The organism is Vibrio sp. 2130-1, assembly GCF_033339515.1.
Map to the genome: position 1 here is coordinate 26,642 of NZ_JAWOUT010000022.1, position 24,302 is coordinate 50,943.

24 protein-coding genes and 1 tRNA gene are annotated in these 24,302 nt (G+C 45.1%); 19 read left to right on the forward strand and 6 right to left on the reverse strand.

Features of this window, described 5'->3' with window-relative positions:
* Nucleotides 1–22 precede the first annotated feature (22 nt).
* The 3 genes from R7Q09_RS22065 to R7Q09_RS22075 all read left to right on the forward strand — a co-directional run bounded on the left by R7Q09_RS22065 (nucleotide 23) and on the right by R7Q09_RS22075 (nucleotide 3,829).
* Nucleotides 23–619, forward strand: coding sequence for a DUF2057 domain-containing protein (locus R7Q09_RS22065; protein WP_199267687.1), 597 nt, complete (start codon nucleotides 23–25; stop codon nucleotides 617–619).
* A 177-nt stretch (nucleotides 620–796) separates the two neighbouring features.
* Complete coding sequence (gene gltX / locus R7Q09_RS22070; RefSeq protein ID WP_318071206.1) at nucleotides 797–2,224, forward strand: glutamate--tRNA ligase; 1,428 nt, start codon at nucleotides 797–799, stop codon at nucleotides 2,222–2,224.
* A gap of 642 nt (nucleotides 2,225–2,866) precedes the next feature.
* Nucleotides 2,867–3,829, forward strand: a complete 963-nt coding sequence (locus R7Q09_RS22075; RefSeq protein WP_005382010.1) for an OmpA family protein — start codon at nucleotides 2,867–2,869, stop codon at nucleotides 3,827–3,829.
* Nucleotides 3,830–3,943: 114 nt separating this feature from the next.
* Here R7Q09_RS22075 and R7Q09_RS22080 read toward each other — a convergent pair whose 3' ends face one another.
* The 3 genes from R7Q09_RS22080 to R7Q09_RS22090 all read right to left on the reverse strand — a co-directional run bounded on the left by R7Q09_RS22080 (nucleotide 3,944) and on the right by R7Q09_RS22090 (nucleotide 6,115).
* Entirely contained in the window at nucleotides 3,944–4,450 is a 507-nt protein-coding gene (locus R7Q09_RS22080) for a hypothetical protein (protein WP_005382011.1), read from the reverse strand.
* A 279-nt stretch (nucleotides 4,451–4,729) separates the two neighbouring features.
* Nucleotides 4,730–4,806: transfer RNA gene (locus R7Q09_RS22085), tRNA-Arg, on the reverse strand.
* Nucleotides 4,807–4,981: 175 nt separating this feature from the next.
* The gene (locus tag R7Q09_RS22090; RefSeq protein ID WP_213898981.1) at nucleotides 4,982–6,115 is read right to left on the reverse strand and encodes a flagellar assembly protein FlgT; all 1,134 of its coding nucleotides are present in this window, start codon (nucleotides 6,113–6,115) and stop codon (nucleotides 4,982–4,984) included.
* A gap of 169 nt (nucleotides 6,116–6,284) precedes the next feature.
* On the opposite strand from R7Q09_RS22090, the gene R7Q09_RS22095 reads away from it, so the two are divergent.
* Together R7Q09_RS22095 and flgP are read left to right on the forward strand one after the other, a co-directional pair.
* On the forward strand, nucleotides 6,285–6,923 hold the full coding sequence (locus R7Q09_RS22095) for a FlgO family outer membrane protein (protein ID WP_005382013.1): 639 nt from the start codon (nucleotides 6,285–6,287) through the stop codon (nucleotides 6,921–6,923).
* Nucleotides 6,924–6,932: 9 nt separating this feature from the next.
* Nucleotides 6,933–7,364, forward strand: a complete 432-nt coding sequence (gene flgP, locus R7Q09_RS22100) for an LPP20 family lipoprotein (RefSeq protein WP_213898982.1) — start codon at nucleotides 6,933–6,935, stop codon at nucleotides 7,362–7,364.
* 103 nt (nucleotides 7,365–7,467) lie between these two features.
* On the opposite strand, the gene R7Q09_RS22105 is transcribed toward flgP, so the two are convergent.
* From R7Q09_RS22105 to flgA, 3 genes are all read right to left on the reverse strand, one after another.
* A complete protein-coding gene (locus R7Q09_RS22105) occupies nucleotides 7,468–7,893 on the reverse strand; it encodes a flagella synthesis protein FlgN (protein WP_005382015.1) in 426 nt (141 codons plus the stop codon).
* A 27-nt stretch (nucleotides 7,894–7,920) separates the two neighbouring features.
* On the reverse strand, nucleotides 7,921–8,235 hold the full coding sequence (gene flgM / locus R7Q09_RS22110) for a flagellar biosynthesis anti-sigma factor FlgM (RefSeq protein ID WP_005382018.1): 315 nt from the start codon (nucleotides 8,233–8,235) through the stop codon (nucleotides 7,921–7,923).
* 116 nt (nucleotides 8,236–8,351) lie between these two features.
* A complete protein-coding gene (gene flgA, locus R7Q09_RS22115) occupies nucleotides 8,352–9,098 on the reverse strand; it encodes a flagellar basal body P-ring formation chaperone FlgA (protein WP_005382020.1) in 747 nt (248 codons plus the stop codon).
* Nucleotides 9,099–9,174: 76 nt separating this feature from the next.
* On the opposite strand from flgA, the gene R7Q09_RS22120 reads away from it, so the two are divergent.
* From R7Q09_RS22120 to R7Q09_RS22185, 14 genes are all read left to right on the forward strand, one after another.
* Complete coding sequence (locus tag R7Q09_RS22120; RefSeq protein ID WP_005382022.1) at nucleotides 9,175–10,101, forward strand: chemotaxis protein CheV; 927 nt, start codon at nucleotides 9,175–9,177, stop codon at nucleotides 10,099–10,101.
* Nucleotides 10,102–10,112: 11 nt separating this feature from the next.
* On the forward strand, nucleotides 10,113–10,940 hold the full coding sequence (locus tag R7Q09_RS22125) for a CheR family methyltransferase (protein ID WP_005382024.1): 828 nt from the start codon (nucleotides 10,113–10,115) through the stop codon (nucleotides 10,938–10,940).
* 303 nt (nucleotides 10,941–11,243) lie between these two features.
* A complete protein-coding gene (flgB, locus tag R7Q09_RS22130) occupies nucleotides 11,244–11,639 on the forward strand; it encodes a flagellar basal body rod protein FlgB (protein WP_005382026.1) in 396 nt (131 codons plus the stop codon).
* A gap of 5 nt (nucleotides 11,640–11,644) precedes the next feature.
* Entirely contained in the window at nucleotides 11,645–12,058 is a 414-nt protein-coding gene (gene flgC, locus R7Q09_RS22135) for a flagellar basal body rod protein FlgC (protein ID WP_005393132.1), read from the forward strand.
* A 17-nt stretch (nucleotides 12,059–12,075) separates the two neighbouring features.
* Nucleotides 12,076–12,786, forward strand: a complete 711-nt coding sequence (gene flgD / locus R7Q09_RS22140) for a flagellar hook assembly protein FlgD (RefSeq protein ID WP_005382029.1) — start codon at nucleotides 12,076–12,078, stop codon at nucleotides 12,784–12,786.
* 30 nt (nucleotides 12,787–12,816) lie between these two features.
* Nucleotides 12,817–14,130: a flagellar hook protein FlgE gene (gene flgE / locus R7Q09_RS22145; RefSeq protein WP_005382030.1), complete on the forward strand. Its 1,314-nt coding sequence runs from the start codon at nucleotides 12,817–12,819 to the stop codon at nucleotides 14,128–14,130.
* A 330-nt stretch (nucleotides 14,131–14,460) separates the two neighbouring features.
* Complete coding sequence (flgF, locus tag R7Q09_RS22150; protein ID WP_005382031.1) at nucleotides 14,461–15,210, forward strand: flagellar basal-body rod protein FlgF; 750 nt, start codon at nucleotides 14,461–14,463, stop codon at nucleotides 15,208–15,210.
* A gap of 18 nt (nucleotides 15,211–15,228) precedes the next feature.
* The gene (gene flgG / locus R7Q09_RS22155) at nucleotides 15,229–16,017 is read left to right on the forward strand and encodes a flagellar basal-body rod protein FlgG (RefSeq protein WP_005382032.1); all 789 of its coding nucleotides are present in this window, start codon (nucleotides 15,229–15,231) and stop codon (nucleotides 16,015–16,017) included.
* A gap of 30 nt (nucleotides 16,018–16,047) precedes the next feature.
* The gene (gene flgH, locus R7Q09_RS22160; RefSeq protein WP_005382033.1) at nucleotides 16,048–16,827 is read left to right on the forward strand and encodes a flagellar basal body L-ring protein FlgH; all 780 of its coding nucleotides are present in this window, start codon (nucleotides 16,048–16,050) and stop codon (nucleotides 16,825–16,827) included.
* Between the two features lie 43 nt (nucleotides 16,828–16,870).
* Nucleotides 16,871–17,962 carry a flagellar basal body P-ring protein FlgI gene (locus tag R7Q09_RS22165; protein WP_005393118.1) on the forward strand — a complete coding sequence of 364 codons (1,092 nt, stop codon included), beginning with the start codon at nucleotides 16,871–16,873 and terminating at the stop codon, nucleotides 17,960–17,962.
* 16 nt (nucleotides 17,963–17,978) lie between these two features.
* Complete coding sequence (flgJ, locus tag R7Q09_RS22170) at nucleotides 17,979–18,905, forward strand: flagellar assembly peptidoglycan hydrolase FlgJ (RefSeq protein ID WP_053807678.1); 927 nt, start codon at nucleotides 17,979–17,981, stop codon at nucleotides 18,903–18,905.
* A gap of 160 nt (nucleotides 18,906–19,065) precedes the next feature.
* Entirely contained in the window at nucleotides 19,066–21,006 is a 1,941-nt protein-coding gene (flgK, locus tag R7Q09_RS22175) for a flagellar hook-associated protein FlgK (protein WP_213898983.1), read from the forward strand.
* A 13-nt stretch (nucleotides 21,007–21,019) separates the two neighbouring features.
* Nucleotides 21,020–22,213 carry a flagellar hook-associated protein FlgL gene (flgL, locus tag R7Q09_RS22180; RefSeq protein WP_005382037.1) on the forward strand — a complete coding sequence of 398 codons (1,194 nt, stop codon included), beginning with the start codon at nucleotides 21,020–21,022 and terminating at the stop codon, nucleotides 22,211–22,213.
* A gap of 427 nt (nucleotides 22,214–22,640) precedes the next feature.
* Entirely contained in the window at nucleotides 22,641–23,795 is a 1,155-nt protein-coding gene (locus R7Q09_RS22185; RefSeq protein WP_005382038.1) for a flagellin, read from the forward strand.
* Nucleotides 23,796–24,302 lie beyond the last annotated feature (507 nt).

Here is a 24,302-nt window from a genome sequence, read left to right on the forward strand (position 1 = left end):
AATTGGTATAAAGTGAGAAACCATGATGAAAAAAACAACGACACTTCTCGGACTTTGCGCAATGCTTTCGGCGCCAGCTTTTGCTGCTCAACTCACTCTGCAATCTGAATTAGTTCCTCGCGTTCTCAACGGCGAGTTCGTCTACCCTGAGTGGATATCCAAGAACAACAGCATCGAGTTAAAGGATGGGGAAAACCAATTAGCGGTAACGGTTGGACAAATCGTATTTGAAGATGGAAAGCGCCGTAAATTCGATTCGCAGCCACTTGTATTAGAGTTTGATGCAGAAAAAGACACCGAGCTTTCTATGACTTATCAAACATTCCGTACTATTGAAGAGGCGAGAGCCTTCGAACTCGATCCTAAAGTGGTATTGAAAGACAAAAACGGAAAAGAAGTGGCATTCTCTATGGTTCAACTTCGTAAAGGTGGTTTGCAAGGTTTTCGTGATTACGAACGAGAAGTTGCCGACTATAACAACGCAATGAATAAAGAATCGACCAAGGCAAGCATTGCGTCTTCTCCAGCGGAAACCAAAACAATCAAAGCATCGTTTAATGAATTGAGCCGTGAAGAGCAGCAAGAATTTATGCAATGGGCAATGCGTAACCTGAAGTAATTTTGTCTTGTGCTTTAACAGTAAATAGTAGGGCTGTGCCTTTTTGGTTCTGCCCTGTTTTTATTTCTGTTGTCAAACCGATTGTAGAATTGACTTACGGTGGTAAAATGTCGCCACTTTTATCCTTGACATTACAACGAGAGATCTCTCGTTGCTCATTACCCCTAAGGAACTCAAATGACGGTTAAAACTCGTTTTGCTCCTAGCCCAACTGGCTATCTACACGTTGGTGGTGCGCGTACTGCACTTTACTCTTGGCTATACGCTAAAAACCAAGGTGGTGAATTCGTTCTACGTATCGAAGATACAGACCTTGAGCGTAACTCTCAGGAAGCGGTTGATGCAATTCTTGAAGGCATGGAATGGCTAGGCTTGGAGTGGGATGAAGGTCCTTACTACCAAACTCAACGTTTTGACCGTTACAACGAAATGGTTGATAAGCTTCTTGCTGAAGACAAAGCTTACAAATGTTACGCGTCTAAAGAGCTGCTAGATGAAATCCGTGCAGAGCAAGAAGTAAATAAAGAAATGCCTCGCTACGATGCTAACCATCCAAAAATCAAAGCAGCAAACGAAGCGGCAAAAGATGGCGATCCATGTGTTATCCGTTTCCGTAACCCGAAAGAAGGCAGCGTAGTATTTGATGATCAAATCCGTGGTCGCATTGAAATCCGCAACGATCAAATGGATGACCTAATCATTCGTCGTACTGACGGTTCACCTACTTACAACTTCTGTGTAGTAGTGGATGACTGGGACATGGGTATCACTCACGTTGTTCGTGGCGAAGACCACATCAACAACACCCCTCGTCAAATCAACATCTACGAAGCACTAGGTGCGCCAGTACCTACATTTGCACACTGTGCAATGATCCTGGGTGATGACGGCGCGAAACTGTCTAAACGTCACGGCGCTGTATCAGTCATGCAATACCGCGATATGGGTTACCTGCCTGCGGCACTAAACAACTACCTAGTGCGCCTTGGTTGGTCTCATGGTGACCAAGAAATCTTCTCTCAAGAAGAGATGATCAATCTATTTAGCCTAAACGCAGTATCTAAGTCAGCGTCTGCTTTTAACACTGACAAACTGCAATGGTTGAACAACCACTACATCAAGAACTCAGATCCTGCGTACGTTGCTGAGCATCTACAATGGCATCTAGATCAACAAAAACTAGACGTAACGAATGGTCCTGCTATCACTGACGTGATCAAGCTAGTGGGTGAGCGTTGCAACACGCTAGTTGAGCTAGCTGAGCAAATCCGTTACTTCTATGAAGATTTCTCTGAGTTTGAAGCGGGCGCAGCGAAGAAACATCTACGTGGCGTGGCTAAAGAGCCTCTAGAACTTGCATTAGCGAAAGTGGAAGCACTAACTGAGTGGACGACAGCGAACATCAAAGATGGCGTTATCGCAGCAGTATGTGAAGAGTTGGAAATCGGCATGGGCAAAATCGGTATGCCATTACGTGTTGCTGTAACAGGCGGCGGTCAGTCTCCTTCTGTCGATGCAGTAATGGAGCTGGTTGGAAAAGAGCGTTGTATTGCTCGCATTAAGATGGCGCTTGAGTTCATTGCTGAGCGTGAAGCAAACGCATAATTGCTTTTTGAACTGAACGTTCTTTTGAATAAATAGTCACAAAGCCGCGGTGAGCAACCGCGGCTTTTTTGTATCTTCAATTTAGATAACGAGAAACTTTCTCTCATATTGGTGAATGAAGAGATGGTTTCACCTGTAATTTACCTCAATATGGATAAGATTTTTTAATCCAAATATCGTTGGCGTGAATAAAAAATTAGCGATTATATATCAAATATCTGATTGATTTTTATCCATGTTCCTTAAAGTTCCATTTTATTTGTCTCATTTTTAAGAAAAATCTTTGCTTTAGCTATGTTGTTCCAAAAATTAAAGCAAACGTTTGCGTCGTGATTGCGTGGGGATTTTTTTGCTTAAGATCACATGTTGTCGAGATTTTTGATGACAATAAATTGACAGAATTGGGATTTTTCTCGCGATTTCTTAGCGTTATAGTTCATCCCGTCAGCGATACCGAGATGGCGATATGTATCACTGAACAGGAAATGTACGTAAGTTGCTTCCATAAAAAAAATGCATGTGCATAAAAAGAAGCTGACTAAGTATCTCACTCAAGGAATGAATAAAAAGAATTGAAATACAACGTCAGTCAGACGGCGCATTTCGGCATCTAACAAAAGAACTTCTTTAGAGGAATCAATAATGAAAAAATTAGCAGCGGTAATTTCAGCGTCTCTACTTATGGCTTCAGCAGCACAAGCAGAAGTATACGTTGGTGGTAAGATGGGTAAGTCATGGATGGAAGACGCGTGTGTAGCGGGCCAGGCTTGTGACAAAGACGATTCTACTCTTGGCGCTTTTGTTGGTTACGAAATGAATAAATACTTCGCAGTAGAAGCGGGTTTCGACAACATCGGTGATTTTAACCAAACTTCTTTCGGTGGCCACGTAGAAGCAATCACTCTTGCTCCTAAATTTAGCCTACCAATCACTGAAGACATCGCACTTTACGGTAAAGTGGGTGGCGCTTACGTAATGTTTGATGGCAAAGATGATTACTCTTACCTAGGCGCAGCTGGTCTTGAATTCAACCTAAGCCAAAACGTAACAGCTCGTGCGGAATACCAAACACTGACTGACATCAGCAACGATGTAACTCGTGCGACAGGTAACACTGCAACACTAGGTGTTTCTTTCAAATTCGGCGGCAACGATGAGCCAGTAATCGTAGAAGAGCCAGTTGTTGTTGAAGAAGTGGTTGTAGAAGAAGTGGTAGAAGAGCCAGTTGTAGTTACGAAAACATTCGAAACTCAAACAATTGGTACAGGTAGCTTCGATCTAAACAGCACAACTCTAAAACCAGAGAGCGCTGCAAAACTTGATAACCTAGTTGCTTTCCTAAACGAGCACCCACAAGCGAACGTTGAAGTTGTAGGTTACACAGATACGTCTGGTCCAGCAGCTTACAACCTAAAAGTTTCTGAAAAACGTGCTGAGTCTGTTGCTAACGCACTCGTTGAAAAAGGTATTGATTCATCACGTATCCAAGCTCGTGGCGAAGGTGAAAACAACCCAATCGCTTCAAACGACACTCGTGAAGGTCGTCAACAAAACCGTCGCGTAGAAGTCGTTGTTCCAGAATTTGAATACCAAGTTCAGCAATAAGCTCCTATTCGACCGTAGTATAGAAGACTGAAGCTGAAAGCCCCAAAGAGTTCGCTCTTTGGGGCTTTTTATTTCTCTTTAAAAACTGACTGAAATGTTCAAAGTGGCTAGGTATTACTTAAGATCAATGCTGTTTAAACGCCCCATAAATGTCAGGATCTCCAAGTTATCTTTATGTGCTTCTAACAACGCTTTTTTGGTTTGCATGTAGGCGGCAAGTTTGCCGTACTTACTAATAGAGCGAACCACCGTTTTATATTTATACTCACCGTCATCATTGAACTCTCGCCACTTGGCGATGTAACACGTATCTCGGTTGTCAGGGTTTTCAAGAGTAGGGTTAGGCTTGTGAACGATTTTAGGCTCAACGCTATGTGGAAGCCTAGTCATTAGGTAAGGGTCTTTCAAAAGACGTCGCCAGAATTTGCCCCACATTTGCCGGCCTAACTCGTTTCTCAGCTTAATGGCTTTTTGTAAGCCTTTCTTTTCTCCAATACGAACAAATCCTACCGAGCGGTGTAGTACCGTATCCTCGGGGGTATGGATATGTATCTTAAAGGCTGTCTTGCCTTTAGAAATAAAGCGGTGTCCAGTGTTAGTTATTAAATTGCTCTTAGACATAGTGCTAACTAATAATTTTATTAATAGCTAAAAGGGTAAGCAAAACTCATAGATAATTAAAGTAATAAAATACAAAACTGTAAATAGGGCTTGTTGAAATGATTTCAAGGGGAAGAAGTCAGATCAGTAGAAGGTTTTATCTCGTAACCGAAACACCCGATCCGATCATATTGATTACTGGGAAGATTACCTAACACGATGTACTAGGGGGAGCAGTGCGAGGCTTGAAATTGAAGATACAAAAAAGCCTTAGCTCAAGTGGGAGCTAAGGCTATGATATGGCGCCCCCAGTAGGATTCGAACCTACGACCTGTCCCTTAGGAGGGGACTGCGCTATCCAGCTGTGCCATGGGGGCGTAATACCAATAGTTGCAGTTCATTGCACTGTTTTACTGAGTTCAAATCTAGCAATCTACCAGATCTGTATCAGCATCACGTTGAACGATTCGCTACGGTCATTGGTATAATCAAATAAGATGCGCTGCCTATGATATTCAAAAGTGAGCATATCTCAAGACTTAATGTTTGCTTTTATAGGATCTTGTTCATTACGTCGCCAATTTGAACGCTAGACGCTAAATTTGGCTGATCAATCGTCAGTTCCGCTTCGTGTTCGTATATGCGTGATACCGTTAATGTAATTTCGCTTTGCGAGACTTTGTTTCTTGGCAATCCATTTTGGTCGATAAACGACGCGGTGTGCCAAAGCTGTAATTTGTCTCCCTCTTTTACGCCGTGCATACGGCCGAGATCCATCGTTACGGTATTACCGAAGACTGCCACAACCTCTGGCAGTGTAATTTTGCAAGATAGCTCCGACTCCAGATCCAACATAATATTGCGACTAACGCGAAGCATCATCTCGCCATAGGTCGATGCCCAAAAACGTGCACTACGAGTGTCCACTTGACTCGTCTTAGCAAATGGCCAACGCGCGACCTCACGGTAGGCTTTGTTGAAGATTTCATGGCCAGTTTTACCATCAAATACTTTTATTTCTAACGCAAACTGACGATTGATGATGTCATCTTGCAATAGTTGAGATTCGACCGTTGCAGTGAGATCGGTGATGACCCCTCCAATGATGTATTGTGCGCCATTGTCTTGTGCGATCATTTGAGTGCGAGCAGGATAGTTGCTGCTTATTGAATAGTCCGTTGTACCAACAGACACAAAGCTGCGTGAGGTTTGATCAAGTTGGCGGTTCACTACGTGGCTAAAATCGTCACCAACTTGATAAATTTGTCCCATCACTGCTTGTTGTGGTGATGCGACCTCAATATTGCCGACCAGCATTGTCTTTTTGTATTGATCGGTGTGGCAACCCGTTGCCGATGGATAAATATCAACGCGGATTTTTACCTCGACTTTACCGCGACGTTTGCGTTCAGACTCGACCAAAATGTAACGGACTTCATGATTGGTAAACTGGTATTCGTTGCGGCTTTCTTCTAATAGCGGCATCAAGTTGCTAATACTGCCAATATCTGCGCCCGAAAAATTGACGGCTTTGAACAGCGCGTCTTCCAACGCATGGAGCCTTGCCGTCTCTTCTGAAGAAACGATGGTGGCAACGCCTGTGACTTCATACCAAGATGCCATTACCTTAAAAGGCACAAGCATCACTAAAGTGATTGAAAACAGACTGTTTAATATTTTTTTCATTGGTTACAACCGTTCGGGTATAAATATTGCTTTAACAAATTCAGTGAAGTTTGGTGGGTTTTTCTTCGTTAGGCAAACAAAGAAAAGCAAAGACTGTTCCAATATTCACTTTCTTGGAAAGGAATTAATAAAGAACGGTATCACCTAAGATTATCTGGAGAATCAAACCATGAAAAAGTGGCTTGTCGCCGCATCGATGATGACGCTTCTGACATCGTGCGCGTACTCACCGATTTACAATGGTAAAGAACCTTACTCGGGAAGCCAGTTCATGCTGATGGATAGTCCGCGTCATACGATGGACTTTTTCATTGAGAGCATGACAGAAGACCTGATGGTTTCTAATGTGGCAGTATCAGCGCGGACACCGATTGCGATTACCTCGTTTGTTGATCTACAAAATATGGATGCAACAAACTGGTTAGGTAACTCGGTCTCTGAAGGTTTTATCCATCAGTTTCAGCGCCGAGGGTTTAAAGTGGTTGATTTCAAAACTACGGGCTCTATTCAAGTGACGCAGCAGGGCGATTTTGCTTTAAGTCGTGATTGGCAAGATTTAGCTCAAGAGCAGCAAATTCAGTATGTACTGACCGGAACAATGCTGCGCCAAGAGGGCGGAGTGCTTGTCAATGCACGCGTGGTTGGCATGCAAAGCCGTGTAGTTGTAGCGACAGCGCAAGGTTTCCTTCCGGCTGACCGTATTGGGCGTGACTTAGATACGTTAAATAGCATCCGCACACAAGATGGTGTGTTGATTCGTTCTGACCCTACCATTCGTCAGCCGTACACTGTGATTCTCCGTCCATAGGATAGAAGCATGAAGAAGTTATTATTTATTGTTGCCACACTGATATTGGTTGGGTGTCAGCCATTACAACAGATGCGTCAAGATGAAATCTTAGTGGCGGTGGGTTACGCCAGCGTCAGTGAGCAAACAGGCCGCACAGTAGAAGAAAAGCGTGTACGAGCAATGCGCGCATCAAAAATTGATGCTTATCGTGAGCTAGCAGAGCAAGTTTATGGCATGCGTGTTAGTGGACGTGCAGAGCTGCAAGACCAGCGTTTGGGTGTTGAAAGCACCACTGGTGCCGTCGATGGTGTAATTCGTGGTGCAGAAGTTGTGCGTAGTTATCTTGTTGAAGACAGTTATGTGACTGAGCTGCGTCTGGATATCCGTAAGATGGATAAGCTACGTGATTATGGAGAAGTTCAGCAGGTACCTGAGAAGCGTCAGCAAACCTTGTTTTAAACCATTTCACTAGACAGATAATCTTTTTGAGCGGCTGATTGGTAACAATGAGTCGCTTTTTTTATATCTACGTGAGCGCGGGAATTGAGGGTAGGAGTGACGTTTAAGCTTTTATATTGGTGCCAAGCGTCGAGATGGTGTGGGTTTTTCCGCCCGCATTGTAGGTCATGCCAACTTTGCCATGAGTTCGCTGAAGCATGTTGTTGAGTTTATTGAAGCTCAGCTGTGCGCGGCTAAGCGATTCGCCATTTACTTGGTTAACTTGTTGACAGTCGAGGACGATCGATTGGATTTGAGCAACAACCTGACTTAGGTGCTCATCTTCAGTAAGTTGATTGACGTGCGGGTGAGAGGCGATTCGCTGATCAGTTGTTCTGAGCTGATCAATGAGCGTCATCTTCTGTTTGGCAATGTTCTCAATCTCGGTAGAGACACGCGCCGTGATTGCTTGTGTTTCTTGGCGTAAAACAGCGGAAAGTGCCTTAGCATTTTCTAGCTGGAAATTAACGAGATCGACTAATGCTGCCATAAAATACTTACCTTCGGCCTAAGTCAGTTAGCTTTTGCCTTGCAATTCGTTTTCAAACTTAATCATGTTGTCAGCCAATTTTTCAGGATCGACTTTGTATGAACCGTTTGTGATAGCTTCTTTGATTGCTGCAACTTTGGCGCTGTCATATGCCGGAGAAGCTGCCATATCCTTCTGGAGTTTACTGACGGCTTTACTTTGCTGGCTGAGTGATACTGCGTCTTGTTGCGCTGGCGCCTTTTTTGATTCTGTCGTGCTGGTAGCATTGGAATCGTTACGTGCAGGTGCGCGACTTGTTGTCGTCATCATTTGCCCTGAACGTATATTATCTATACCTGCCATGTTTAACCTTTGCCTTGTATCGTAATACTGGTATCCAGACTATCGACCAGCGCAAAAATAACTTTAGTCATTTTTTGCATTTTTATTGATCAGTTTAAACACGCTACCAGTGGGTATTAAAAATTAACAGTGATTTCCGCAATGTCAGTCACTATGCCTTCTATTATACGTTGTGACTTATCATTTTTCACTCTTACTTGATCGCCAGCTGAACCATCCTGCAATGCTGTGCCTTGCGTTGTGATCGTCATGCCAGAATTCACCGCTTTGATAATGACCTTTTCATTTCGGCATACCACACAAACATCATTTCTCTCTACGACATCGCCTAAGCGAACATTACGCTTTAGCTTTGCCCCAACCACTTGATCGTAGCTAGAAAATCCATCTTTACGAAAGCGCTGTAGCTCGATCATGGAAGTGGTAACATCCGATGCGCTGACGATTTCTCCTCTCCCTAGTGTTCGTGTCGCGACGATCATTGGTACTGATACCGAGATCCTCACAGGGACATAGACTTTCCAGTCATCCGGTTGGCATTCCACTAACACATTGATGTTACTTCTCGTGCTGCTGGTGGAAGAGGCAGATGTATCTAACGGAACAGGGCAATCCGTTGCTTTTATTCTCGAGTCGATCTCTGCCGCATTAACAGATAGCTCGCCACCATCAGGCTGATCAACCGTAGCAAGAATATGTTGTTCTGCTGCTGTTTTTATTTGCTCGATCTGATTATCTGAAGCTGAATGAACAAAAAAGCTAAACATACTGAGCAAAATGCCGATAGACTTAGCGTACTTTGTAATTAGCGCTCTACATATTGTCATAGTCAATGGTGTCGAAGTGAAAGTGAAATACGCCATACTGTCTCCCTGGTATCGTGCTTGCCAGTGGTAGAGTATCATTTAAAAACAAAAAGTTTGAGATGGAGATGAGCATATGACGGGGATTCTTGACTCGGTGAATCAGCGTACGCAACTCGTCGGTCAGAACCGATTGGAATTATTGACCTTTCGACTGATGGGCCGACAGCGCTACGGCATTAACGTATTCAAAGTGAAAGAAGTACTACAGTGCCCTAAGCTGACTTCAATGCCAAATCTACACCCTCTGGTTAAAGGTATCGCTCATATCCGCGGCCATACCGTGTCCGTTATTGATTTGAGCCTGGCAATTGGTGGCCGCCCAACCACTGATTTAGATAAATGTTTTGTTGTTATTGCAGAATTTAACCGTACGATCCAAGCATTTTTGGTATCATCGGTTGAGCGTATTATCAATATGCATTGGGAAGCGATTTTGCCACCGCCAGACGGCGCAGGTAAAGCGCACTACTTGACTGCCGTTACAAACATTGACAATGAGCTGGTTGAAATCCTTGACGTTGAAAAAATCCTGGCAGAAATTGCGCCAGTTGATGAAACGATGGATTCCGCTATTGGCGAAGAAATCGCACAAGCAGAACAAGAAAAGCCTATTGTACGCCGCATACTGATTGCTGATGACTCGACGGTCGCGCGTAAACAGGTAGAGCGTGCGATTACATCCATCGGTTTTGAGGTCGTATCTGTCAAAGACGGCAAAGAAGCGTACAATAAGTTGATTGAAATGGCTCAAGAAGGCAATATCTACGATCAAATTTCGTTGGTTATTTCCGATATTGAAATGCCAGAAATGGACGGCTATACCTTAACGGCTGAAATTCGCAGACATGCCGATTTGAAAGACCTTTATGTTATCCTCCATTCTTCATTAAGTGGTGTATTCAACCAAGCTATGGTTGAGCGTGTAGGTGCCAACACCTTCATTGCGAAATTTAACCCAGATGAGTTGGGTAACGCGGTTAAATCTGCATTAACACAATAAAAGAGACATTAATGACTGCTATTACAATCAGTGATCAAGAGTATCGTGACTTTAGCCGTTTTCTAGAATCGCAATGTGGCATCGTGTTAGGTGATAGCAAGCAATACCTCGTGCGTAGCCGACTGAGTCCTTTAGTGACGAAGTTTAAGCTCGCATCGTTATCAGATTTGCTACGTGATGTTGTTACAGGGCGTAATCGAGAATTACGAGTCGCCGCTGTGGATGCGATGACGACTAACGAAACCTTGTGGTTTCGAGATACTTATCCGTTCACGGTTTTAGCTGACAAATTATTGCCAGAAGTAGCGGCAAGCAAGCGCCCAATTAAGATCTGGTCTGCTGCCAGTTCATCGGGCCAAGAACCGTATTCTATTGCAATGACGATCCTGGAAACGCAACAGCGCAAGCCGGGCTTGTTACCAAACGTGTCCATTACAGCCACAGATATTTCGGCAAGTATGCTCGAGATGTGTCGTGCAGGGGTGTACGACAACTTGGCTTTGGGTCGCGGGCTTTCACCAGAACGTCGTCGCACCTTCTTTGAAAATGCGGACGGTGGTCGCATGAAAGTCAAAGATAACGTCAAGCGTTTGGTGAACTTTCGTCCACAAAACCTGATGGACAGTTACGCACTGATGGGTAAGTTCGACATCATTTTCTGTCGTAACGTATTGATTTACTTTTCTCCAGAAATGAAATCTAAAGTGCTTAACCAAATGGCGAGCAGTTTAAACCCTGGTGGTTACTTGCTGTTAGGGGCATCAGAGTCGCTAACTGGTCTGACTGATAAATTTGAAATGGTGCGCTGTAATCCGGGCATCATTTACAAGCTTAAATAGCGGTATCTCTTCATTGATAGAAAAGCCTGACTTCGTGTCAGGCTTTTTTGTTTGTTACCTTTCTGCGCCGAGCGCTTCATGTATCACTCAATTAGTTGAAGCGCGTTTTTGCCTTGTGCCCTCAACACGGTGTATCTTTATTAAGTGAGCAAAGTGATACGACATGACATTCCAGTTACTTTGGCTCACTTATTGCTATTTCAATTCACGGTAACCACTAGGTTGGTGTAATGCTTTAGGTTTTGGCATGCTAATTGCTTTTTGGTTATCAATCACGGTCAGTTCTTAATTGTAGAGGCAAACATGGCTATATCTTTTGACAATGCACTAGGCATCCACCAGCACACGGTGGGCGTACGTGAGCGCAATGCAGAGGTGATTTCCACCAACATCGCACAAGCAAACACGCCTGGTTACAAAGCAAGAGGTTTAGACTTTGCGAAGGAATTGCAAGCGGCAACATCTGGGGCAAGCATTGGTCTTAGTCGCACAGATGGTCGGCATATTCCTGCCACTACGACGTTGGTTGGGGACAAGTTATATCGTCTTCCTACGCAACCAGATACGGGAGATGGCAACACGGTAGACTTGGATTTAGAGCGTAACTTGTTTATGCAAAACCAAATCAGACACCAAGCATCACTCGACTTTCTAGGCAGCAAATTCAAGAACTTAACCAAAGCAATCAAAGGGGAATAATTTAGATGAGCTTATTTAACGTTTTCAATGTGACAGGTTCCGCAATGAGCGCTGAATCCGTTCGTCTGAATACTACCTCAAGCAACTTGGCGAACGCCGACAGTGTCAGCAGCTCTGCGAAAGACACTTACAAAGCGCGTCATGCAGTGTTTGGTGCAGAGTTAAGTAACGCCATGCGTGGCGGTGATACGGTGCCAGTGAAAGTGATGGGTATTGTAGAAAGTGATAAACCGCTGAGTGCGGAGTACAACCCAGACCATCCCCTTGCAAACGAAGAAGGCTACATCTACAAGCCTAACGTCAATGTAATGGAAGAAATGGCAAACATGATTTCAGCTTCTCGTGCATACCAAACTAATGTGCAGGTCGCTGATTCTAGTAAACAAATGCTGCTGCGTACGCTGCAGATGGGTCAATAAGGATAAGGGGGTAGCGTATGGCCGGAATTAACAACGTTGGTCAAAGCGGCTTGTCCTATATCGACCAGCTTAAAAGTCTACAAGAGAGTAACAAGAAAGCGGAAGAGAGCACGGGTAAGCAGGACCTAAAACAGGAAGACTTCTTATCATTGCTCACGAAGCAACTGTCTCAGCAAGACCCTTTTAAGCCGGTAAGCAATGACCAGATGATTGCGCAAATGGCTTCATTTGCGACCGTTGATGGCATTGGCAAGATGAACACTCAGTTTGAGAGTTTGAATTCGTCAATGACATCAAATCAAGCGTTACAAGCTTCCTCTTTGGTAGGGCGTGACGTATTGGTCCCAGGAGCAGCAGGTGTGAAGCAGGACGACGCACCAATGGCGGCAATGGTTAAGCTTTCACAATCTATCGATAATCTGTTTGTTCGTGTAGAGGATGAAGCTGGCCAACTGGTTCGTACCTTTGAGGTAGGGGCGAAACCAGCCGGCGACACGCGTGTGCTTTGGGACGGTAAAGATGAAAGCGGAAATCCACTGCCAGCTGGCAAATACAAAGTGAAAGCGTCTGGCTTAGTTGAAGGGGAGTCGCAAGAGTTCCCAGTATCGACGTATGCCAACGTAAACAGCGTATTGCTTGGCAAAGGTGACGGAAACGTATTACTCAATCTGGCTGGTTTTGAATCACCAGTTCGACTTGCAGAAGTATTGGAAGTCGGCAAAGCGTAGTCATAGCTCGCTAGATTAGGAGATTTTGGAATGTCATATGTATCTTTAAGCGGTTTGTCCGCCGCCCAACTGGATTTGAACACCACCAGTAACAACATTGCGAACGCCAACACGTACGGCTTTAAAGAGTCCCGTGCTGAGTTTGCTGATGTTTACTCTAACTCTTTATTTACTAACGCAAAAACCACGCCGGGTGGTGGTGCGCAAGCAAGCCAAGTGGCGCAGCAGTTCCATGAAGGCTCAAGCATTTACACCAACAACCCAATGGATCTGCGTGTTTCGGGGACAGGTTTCTTCGCTGTAGCGAAAGAGCGTCTAACTCCACAACAGAATGAACTGACACGTAATGGTGCATTTCACTTAAATAAAGAAAACTACATGGTGACCGCGAACGACGAGTTCTTATTAGGTTACCAAGTGGACCCAAGCTCTGGTGAGGTTTCTTCATACGAGCCACAACCTATCAATATTCCTGCTGAATTTGGTAAGCCAAAGCAAACAGCAAACATTGAAGTGGGCGTGAACTTGCCAGCTAACGGCGATTTGAAAGATCCGACTCAGTTTGATTTTTCAGACCCAGATACATACAACCGTTCAACTTCTTCGACTATTTATGACTCGATGGGTCAGTCTTACAAGCTAACGACGTACTACTTGAAAGATCAGACTCAGCCAAACACGTGGAACACTTACTACACCGTGACAGATAAAGAAGGTGAAAAGCCTTTAAATGTTGCGGCAGGTGATGCACAAACGCCAACAGGCCATGTGGGTCATACCATGAAGTTCAACAACGATGGTACGTTGGCGAGCTTGAACAATGGTCAGCCAATTACGTCTGTGGCATTAGGCGATCCGGCGACGAACACGACACCAGTCGATATGAATGGTGCCGATCCTGCGCAGACGCTTAACTTCGGCTTAGGCTCAGCAACACAGTTTGCGGCTCCGTTCGAACTGACTAAGTTTGACGAAGACGGTGCAACAACGGGCTTCCTAACCAAAGTTGACTTCGATGAAAACGGCAGCGTATTGGGAACTTACTCAAACGGTGAAAACGTTACATTGGGTCGTGTTGCTCTCGTACGTGTTCCAAACGAGCAAGGTCTGGATAAGAAAGGCGGCACTCAATGGGATTCAACGCAGTTCTCGGGTGACAAGATCTGGGGTGAATCAAATAAAGGCTCTTTCGGCACCATCAATAACGGTATGCTGGAACAGTCAAACATTGATATGACGCAGGAGTTGGTGGACCTGATCTCTGCTCAGCGTAACTTCCAAGCAAACTCACGTTCGCTAGAAGTACACAACCAACTACAACAGAATATCTTACAGATCCGCTAGAGCACTAGCTGGGTCATTCGATACTCTGCTTGAGTAAGCAATGGCGTGTGATTGCTTCTTAGTAATTACCGCTTTGTTCATTTTCATCATGACATTCATCTGATGCTTAGCCTGAATACACCTCACTCAGGCTAAGCATGCTTTGATCTACGATTTGCCGCTGTTGCCGCCGTATGGATCAAAACCTTGCCTCTCGTTACAGTTTTCTGCCTCTATTGACCTCTTTTAATAGTTTGTTATTAATTCAAGATATTGATTAGTAAGTCTATTTTTATTTTGGCATAACTATTGCTTTTACTCCGTGTACAGAGAGATTTTTTGGAGTAATTTATGGATCGCGCACTGTTTCTCGCAATGAGTGGCGCCAAGCAAAATATGCAGGCACTACAATTGCGCGCTAATAACTTGGCTAACGTAAGCACGACCGGATTTCGGGCTGATTTAGCACAGGCTCGCTCAATGCAGGCTTATGGTGAAGGCCATCCTTCACGTGTGTTCAGCATGACAGAGCGTCCAGGGCATAACTTTGCTCAAGGTAGCGTGATTACAACAGGGCGTGATCTGGATGTGACGATTGAAGGCAGCGGCTGGATATCGGTACTCGATCACACAGGGAAAGAAGGGTTGACCCGTAACGGCAACCTAAAAGTCGATCAAAATGGCATGCTTACCAACGCAAGTGGTCATTTGGTGCTGGGTGAAAACGATGCGCCGATTACTTTGCCTATTCCTCTCTCCAAAATTGAAATCGGTCGGGATGGCACCATCTCTGTGCTTCCTCAAGGTGCCCCGGCAGAAGAATTCCAAGCGGTTGATCGCATTAAGCTTGTTAAGCCTAATGACCAAAGCTTGTTTAAAGACACCAATGGCTTATTTCGCCATAAAACTCCAAACCAACCTTACGAAGCTGACGCGACTGTTAGCCTCCAGACGGGAGCGATAGAAGGCAGTAACGTGAATGCCGTAGGTGAAATGACCGCATTGATTGACTTACAACGTCAGTTTGAAATGCAAGTCAAGATGATGAGCACAGCTGAAGAAATGGATAAATCTTCAGATTCACTGCTTCGTATGAGTTAACAGAGTTAGAGGTTCACTATGCATCCAGCACTATGGGTAAGTAAAACAGGTCTAGACGCCCAACAAACCAACATTGCCACGATTTCGAACAACTTGGCGAACGCTTCTACTGTCGGCTACAAAAAGAGCCGTGCAGTATTCGAAGATTTGTTCTATCAGAACATCAACCAGCCTGGCGGCCAGTCATCTCAGAACACGGAACTGCCAAGTGGCTTGATGTTAGGTGCGGGTTCTAAAGTGGTTGCGACGCAAAAAGTGCACACGCACGGCAATGCACAGACAACGACCAACGCACTGGACATGATGGTGGAAGGCGACGGTTTTTTCCAAGTGACATTGCCGGACGGCAACATCGGTTATACCCGTAACGGTCAGTTCACGCTAAATGGTGAAGGCACGTTAGTCACGTCGGGTTCTGGCTACCCTGTAGAGCCTGAAATTGTGATTCCAGAAGATGCGATTTCTATTACTGTCGGTACGGATGGTGAAGTGTCGGTTCGCGTCCGTGGTCAGCAAGACAACCAAGTCGTTGGTCAGCTAACCATTACAGACTTTGTTAACCCAGGTGGCCTAGAGCCAATTGGTCAGAACCTTTACTTACCAACGGGGGCCAGTGGCGATCCACAAGAGGGTGTTCCCGGTTTGGACGGTTTGGGGGAAATTCGTCAATCCATGCTGGAAGCGTCCAATGTGAATGTAACGGAAGAGTTGGTCAACATGATCGAAGCCCAGCGCGTTTACGAAATGAACTCAAAAGTGATCTCGTCAGTCGATAAGATGATGAGCTTCGTTAACCAGCAATTGTAACGATTAAGAGCAAGATTTGAGGAGCTCACGATGAAACGTATTTGCCTACTCGCTTTGATTGCTACGATGTCGGGCTGTGCCATGTTGGAGCCGATTGAAACGGATGAAGTGACACAAGCAACCACTGTGGTCGACGCAGTAGAAGGCGATAAATCGAAAGAAGAGAGCAGCGGTATTGTAGATACTTTACGTGGTAGAAGCGATCCGGTTGCTGGCGATCCTGCTTGGGCTCCAATTCATCCGAAAAACAAACCTGAGCATTATGCTGCTGCAACAGGTTCGTTGTTTAGCGCCGAGCACATTACCGATCTCTACGACGATTCTAAACCACGTGGTATTGGCGACATTATTACCGTAACACTGGATGAGACAACCAGTGCGACGAAAAGCGCAAATGCCGATTTATCGAAAACCAATGAAGCGCAAATGGACCCGCTTCAAGTGGGCGGAGAAGAGCTGCAAATTGGCGGAAAATATAATTTCTCTTATGACTTAAACAACTCCAACTCATTTGCAGGTGACTCTTCTGCAAAGCAGAGCAACAGCATCAGTGGTTACATCACTGTTGAGGTGATCGAAGTACTGGCAAACGGCAACCTCGTGATCCGCGGTGAGAAGTGGATGACGCTAAATACGGGTGATGAGTACATACGTTTAAGTGGCACTATTCGTCCGGATGATATTAATTTCGACAACACCATTGCATCAAATCGCGTTTCTAACGCAAGAATTCAGTACTCTGGCACTGGTTTGCAACAAGATATGCAAGAGCCAGGCTTCTTGGCACGATTCTTTAATGTAGCGCTATAACACGCCGTGCTGACGGCAATTTGACTGCAAGAGATAAGTAAGCATGAAAAAACTCCTTTTAGTACTGATGAGCGTTGCTCTGTTTTCTACCGTAGCCCAAGCCGCACGTATCAAAGACGTCGCGCAAGTGGCAGGTGTACGAAGCAACCAACTCGTGGGTTATGGTTTGGTTTCAGGCTTACCTGGTACGGGTGAAGCGAACCCGTTTACAGAGCAAAGTTTCGCCGCCATGCTGCAAAACTTCGGCATTCAGATGCCGCCGGGCACAAAGCCAAAAATTAAAAACGTTGCCGCAGTCATGGTTACGGCAGAATTGCCGCCTTTCTCTAAACCGGGTCAGCAAGTGGACGTGACTGTCTCTTCCATCGGAAGTGCTAAAAGTTTGCGTGGTGGTACGCTACTACAAACGTTCCTCAAAGGTCTCGACGGTCAAGTTTACGCGGTTGCTCAAGGTAACTTAGTAGTGAGCGGCTTCAGTGCTGAAGGCGCTGACGGTTCTAAAATCGTAGGTAACAATCCAACCGTTGGTCTTATCTCTAGTGGTGCGACAGTAGAGCGAGAAATTCCAAACCCATTTGGTCGTGGTGATTACATCACGTTCAACTTGCTTGAGTCAGACTTCACAACGGCTCAACGTATGGCGGATGCTGTAAACAACTTCCTTGGCCCACAAATGGCGAGCGCTGTTGACGCGACATCAGTGCGCGTGCGTGCTCCTCGTGACGTCAGCCAGCGTGTTGCCTTCTTATCGGCAATCGAAAACCTAGAGTTCGACCCAGCAGATGGTGCAGCCAAAATCATCGTTAACTCTCGCACGGGCACCATCGTAGTTGGTAAGCATGTGCGTCTTAAACCAGCAGCAGTAACGCACGGCGGCATGACGGTTGCGATCAAAGAAAACCTGAATGTTAGCCAACCTAACGGCTTTTCTGGTGGGCAAACCGTAGTCGTACCAGACTCGGATATCGAAGTCAGCGAAGAGCAAGGCAAAATGTTTAAGTTCGAACCAGGCTTAACGTTGGATGATTTGGTCCGTGCCGTGAACCAAGTCGGGGCTGCGCCTTCGGACTTGATGGCAATTTTACAAGCATTGAAGCAAGCTGGTGCCATTGAAGGCCAGTTGATCATCATTTAATGGTTAGGAGGTAGGTATAATGAACAATCCTAACGACATTGGTTTTATCCATGACATCAGTTCTCTGGATACTCTGCGTCAAAAAGCAGTGAAAGAGGGAAAAGATGGCGAGCAAGAAGCATTGCATGCGGCTGCTCGTCAGTTCGAATCGATCTTCACCTCCATGATGTTGAAATCCATGCGTGAAGCCAATGAGGGCTTTGAGTCCAACATGATGAACAGCCAAAACGAGAAGTTCTACCGACAAATGTTGGATGAACAGATGGCGAGTGAATTGAGTTCGTCTGGTTCAATGGGACTGGCCGATATGATTGTTAAGCAATTAACGGCTGGGCAAGGGAACGACAAAAAAGAAACGGCTATGCGTGATGCGGCAAACAATGCTGCGGAATATCGTCGTGTTGACCCGAAAAAAGCGCGCGAGATTGAACAGCGCTTGATTGAATCTGGTCAATTATCTCGACCAAGCAATGAACCCACTCGATTCGATTCACCAGAATCCTTTGTTAACTCGATGAAGCCATACGCGGAGAAAGCTGCGAAAGCCCTAGGTGTCGAGCCATCTTTGCTACTTGCGCAAGCCGCTTTGGAAACGGGGTGGGGACAAAAGGTCGTGAAGAACGCGCGTGGCAGCAGCAACAACTTATTTAATATCAAAGCAGATCGAAGCTGGCAGGGTGACAAAGTGACGACTCAAACTTTAGAGTTCCACGATAACACGCCAGTGAAAGAGACGGCAGCGTTTCGCTCCTACTCAAGTTACGAAGACAGCTTTAATGACTTTGTACGATTTTTGAATGACAACCCACGTTACGATACAGCATTGCAGCAACGCGGGAATTCAGAGTCGTTTATTCGCGGTATCCACAGTGCGGGTTACGCGACCGATCCGAATTACGCAGATAAAGTCCTGCAGGTGAAGGATAAAATCGAAAGTATGTAATGTCTCTGCGACAATTTATGACGTTCTCGAAGGCTTGCCATAGTGCAAGCCTTCACTTTATCTGAACATCTACGCCTTTCTATCACTTGGCACATCTTTTGCTTTTAATGTGTCTAGGTGATCGGTTTTGCCGATTTATATTTCGTTTTTGGGGGCATGTATGGCGTCAGATCTTCTGAATGTAGGTACTCAAAGTGTGCTTACTGCTCAGAGACAATTAAACACCACTGGTCATAACATTTCTAATGTTAATACAGAGGGTTATAGCCGTCAGTCTGTTATCCAAGGCACGAATGATCCGCGCATGTTCGGTGGTTCTACCTACGGCATGGGTGTGCATGTGGAAAATGTTCGCCGCTCGTGGGATCAGTTTGCCGTGAATGAACTGAACCTGTCGTCGACCAACAATGCCAACAAAACGGATACCCAAGATAATCTTGATATGCTTTCTAGCATGTTGAGCTCTGTGGCATCGAAGAAAATTCCCGAGAACCTGAATGAGTGGTTCGATGCGGTAAAAACCATGGCAGATACCCCGAACGATTTAGGGGCACGAAAAGTGGTATTGGAAAAGGCGAAAATCTTCTCTGATACATTAAATGATTTCCACGAAACCGTGCGACTGCAATCTGATGTCACCAATAAAAAATTGGATATGGGCATTGAGCGCGTTAATCAACTTGCGTTGGAAATTCGCGATATTCATCGACTGATGATGCGTACTCCCGGTCCACATAATGACCTGATGGATCAGCATGAAAAGCTGGTTACTGAGCTGTCAGAGTACACCAAAGTTACCGTAACCCCACGCAAAAATGCGGAAGGGTTTAATGTTCATATCGGCAATGGACACACTCTTGTTTCTGGCACGGAAGCAAGCCAGCTCAAAATGATCGATGGCTATCCGGATGTTCATCAAAGACGATTAGCAATGGTGGAAGGGAATGGCATTAAAGCGATCAAGTCTGATGATATGGATGGCAAAATCGGCGCTTTACTTGAAATGCGCGACAAACACATCCCACAACTGCAAGATGAAATGGGCCGTTTAGCAACGGGCTTCTCCTACAAAATTAATCAGCTGCAATCTCAAGGTCTGGATCTCAACGGTAAGATAGGTAAAGACGTATTTACCGACGCGAACTCTGAGCTGGTGGCAAAATCTCGAGTTTTTGCTGCGCCTGACTCCCAAGCTGATGTTGCGGTTTACATTGAGGATATTTCCGCGATCAAAGGTGGTGAATATTCGCTGCGTTATGATGGCGATCAATACAGCGTGACAACACCGAAAGGTGAGCAAATGTCGTTGAACATCGACCGTTCGGATTCGTCATTTGTTCTGGATGGTATGAAAGTGCAAATTGGTGAAGGCCTTGGCGCCGGTGAGCGCGTATTGCTCCGCCCAACGAGAAGTGGTGCAGCCATCATAAAGATGGAAACCAATGACGCAAAAGCTATTGCCGCACAAAGTTATGAAGCCTCAACCACTTTTGCACAAGGTAACGCCAAGTTTAAAATTCGTGAGGCGGGGGATGTTAAAGAGTTTGAGGTTACCGTACAACCAGCCGACGAGAAGCATGATAAGCCGTGGTTAAAGATCACGGATAACAAGGGTAATTTACTATCGGACAAATACTCATACCCGTTAGATAAAGATAACCCGATGATTGAAATCTCAGTGCCGAAAAGCCATCCGCTGTATAAAAACGGCGATGCAACCGTGTTTGAGTTGAGCGAAGGCGCTCTGATGAATGATAAATTCACCGCAAACTTGGTGCCTTCTGAAGGTGGTAACGGCAACTTGAGAAAAATGCAGAAGATCCAAACAGACAAGATGATGGATGGAAAATCCAGTACCTTGATCGATGTTTATCATAACCTCAATACTGAAGTTGGACTGAAATCTTCTACAGCAAACCGTTTAGCCTCTGTCGCTCGTTTAGAGCATGAAGCGGCGCAAGAGCGCGTTGCTTCTATTTCTGGTGTTAACCTCGATGAAGAAGCGGCCAACATGATGAAGTTTCAACAAGCGTACATGGCTTCATCACGTGTGATGCAAGCGGCGAATGATACCTTCAATACCATTTTACAACTGAGGTAAGGAGAAGAGATAAGTGCTAACCCGAATTTCTAGTTTCCATAACTATCAGTCCGTACAAAATGATCTGCGTCGTCAAGAGAATAAGGTTCACCACAACCAAGAGCAGCTTGCTTCAGGGAAAAAGTTACTGAAACCTAGTGACGACCCCCTCGCTGCGCATTACATCCAAAACATTAGTCAGCAACAAGAACAGCTACAACAATATCTTAGCTCGATAGTGTTGGTGCGTAATCGTCTAGAAAACCACGAAGTTAATATCGCCAATGCGGAGAATTTTGCCGACGAGTCGAAGCGCTTAACGATGGAGATGATTAACGGTGCGTTTTCTGCGGAAGACCGACAAGCAAAGAAGCGTGAGCTAGAAGAGATTGCGAACAACTTCCTTAACTTGGTGAACTCGCAAGATGAATCTGGTAACTACGTGTTTGCTGGCACTAAGCCAAAAAGCCAACCATTTTATCGCGATAAAGACGGTAGCGTGCAATACGCTGGGGACGATTATCAGCGCAAAATGAAAGTCTCCAGCATGCTTGAGATGCCAATGAACGATCCTGGCAGCAAGCTGTTTATGGAGATACCAAACCCATTTGGCGACTATCAGCCGAATTACGATCTACAAAATGGCTCTGAGCTGTTGCTAAACAAAGCTACTAACGTTGACGCTAAGGATGATGCGGCGTATCGCGTGACATTTGTCGATATGAATAACGGCAAATTTGGTTACCAATTAGAGCGTAACGGCAAAGTAGTGGATGCCGATGAGTTTTCTCCAGAGAAAGGGATTGAATACAAAGGCCTGAAAGTGCACGTAAAAGGCCAAATTACGCCTGGTGACAGCATTGAGATCGAAAAGCGGGCAGAGTTCAGCATTTTCGATACCTTCAAGGATGCAATGGCATGGTCAGACAAATCGGTTTCGGATACGTCAGCGACCGCCAAATTGCACCAAATGACAGAAGAATTCCACGCTGCTTTTATCCATTTGAATAAAGCGCGTACAGATGCCGGTGCTCGATTGAGTACGCTGGATATCCAAGAGCAAAATCATGAAGACTTTAATTTGTCTCTGGCAAAAGCGAAGAGCAACTTTGAGGATTTGGATTACTCCAAAGCCGTGATCGAGTTCAGTGAAAACTCGCGAGCGTTACAGGCATCGCAACAAGCATTCGGTAAGACCAAAGATCTAACGTTGTTTAACTACATCTAGTATGACACTCATACACATTGTCTGATTTTGATGCCTTATGTGCAAAGCCTTAAGCGCGATAAGTCGACGTAACCTGAGAGTCTGAGATGTCATGCGGCACGATTTTACCCAAAGCGGCAATGATACGGGAGGCAAGTCGGGCGGCAACAGGGCAGCGTTCAATACCCTTGGGCTAAGATGAGTCTGACAAACCGGAAATAGCTTAATGATAAAGCTAACTTATTGTTTATTTGATTCTTTTAAAAGTGGTTAAATAATTTACGAAAGTTGGCACACAAATTGTATTGAAAATATCAGAACAGATTTAGAGATTCTAAACCCTGCGTTTAAGGCAGATTTAGCAAGTAACTTTTACGGTCAGTGCTTATCCAAATGAGAGTAAAGCTGGCCGCTTCGCAAAAGCTTGCGAACTCAACAGGAGAGCAAAATGGCTGTAACAGTTAGTACTAACGTCTCCGCGATGACCGCGCAGCGTTACTTAAACAAAGCGACTGATGAATTAAACACGTCGATGGAGCGCTTATCTTCAGGACATAAGATTAACAGTGCAAAAGATGATGCGGCAGGTCTACAGATCTCTAACCGCTTAACTGCACAGTCTCGTGGCCTAGATGTCGCAATGCGTAACGCGAACGATGGTATCTCGATTGCACAAACCGCTGAAGGTGCGATGAATGAGGCAACCTCTGTCATGCAACGAATGCGTGACCTTGCGATTCAATCATCGAACGGTACTAACTCTCCGGCTGAGCGTCAGGCGATCAACGAAGAGTCAATGGCATTGATTGACGAGCTAAACCGTATTGCAGAAACCACTTCATTTGGTGGTCGTCGTCTATTGAATGGCTCATTCGGTGAAGCAGCATTCCAGATTGGTGCGAGCTCAGGTGAAGCCATGATCATGGGACTCACCAGCATTCGTGCGGACGATACTCGCATGGGCGGTGTGACCTTCTTATCTGAAAATGGTAAAGATAAAAACTGGAGCGTTGACCCAGCTAAATCTGACTTGAAGATCACGCTACCAGGTATGGGTGAAGACGAAGACGGCAATGTTGATGATCTAGAAATCAACATTAATGCCAAAGCGGGCGACGACATCGAAGAGCTTGCCACTTACATTAATGGTCAGTCTGATATGATTAATGCGTCTGTAAGTGAAGATGGCAAGTTGCAAGTTTTTGTCGCGCATCCAAACGTTCAGGGTGAGATTTCTATTTCTGGTGGATTAGCATCTGAGCTTGGCCTGAGTGATGAACCTATCAGAACGTCAGTACAAGATATTGATATGACCACGGTACAAGGTTCTCAAAACGCGATTTCTGTGCTGGATTCGGCACTGAAATACGTAGACTCGCAACGTGCAGACTTAGGTGCGAAGCAAAACCGTTTGAGTCACAGCATCAACAACTTGGCGAATATCCAAGAAAACGTTGACGCATCGAACAGCCGAATTAAAGATACAGATTTTGCGAAAGAAACCACGCAAATGACCAAAGCACAAATTTTGCAACAAGCAGGTACATCGATTCTTGCTCAAGCGAAACAGTTGCCAAACTCTGCAATGTCACTATTGCAGTAGTTTACTTAGCCTGTACTCAATACATTCAGACGTGGATGGGAATGCAGGCTTTTGGCAAGCAACTTTACAATAGAATGAGCGGCTCTCTCATCTCTCACCTGCCAATCATTTTCAATGTAAAGTTGCACTCGGTATGCCGGAAATGTGTTCATTTCTCTTGATCTCCACATAGGCTCTGGCGACCAACCTAGCCCCAGTTCTCTCAAAGGAAAAGGGGCTTTTTCTTTTCTAATTTTCACGTCTATCGTCTGCGAACTTACCTTTAATTGTTTCCTTTTGCTGGTTTTCTATACAATTTAGCCCTCTCGGCTCGATTTGTGGAAACTTGAGCACTTTTTCTTACTTTTCTTCAATTTTATTAGCTAAATCTCGCAATGTTATTTTTTTAAACTTTTTTCTAAAGCTTCTGAATTTGGTGTCGTTAATAGAGGTAACTTTGAGAGAACTACTTGGTTTTCCGAGACGTCGGAAACCGCTACACCGGAAAATCAATTGGAGAAATCACCA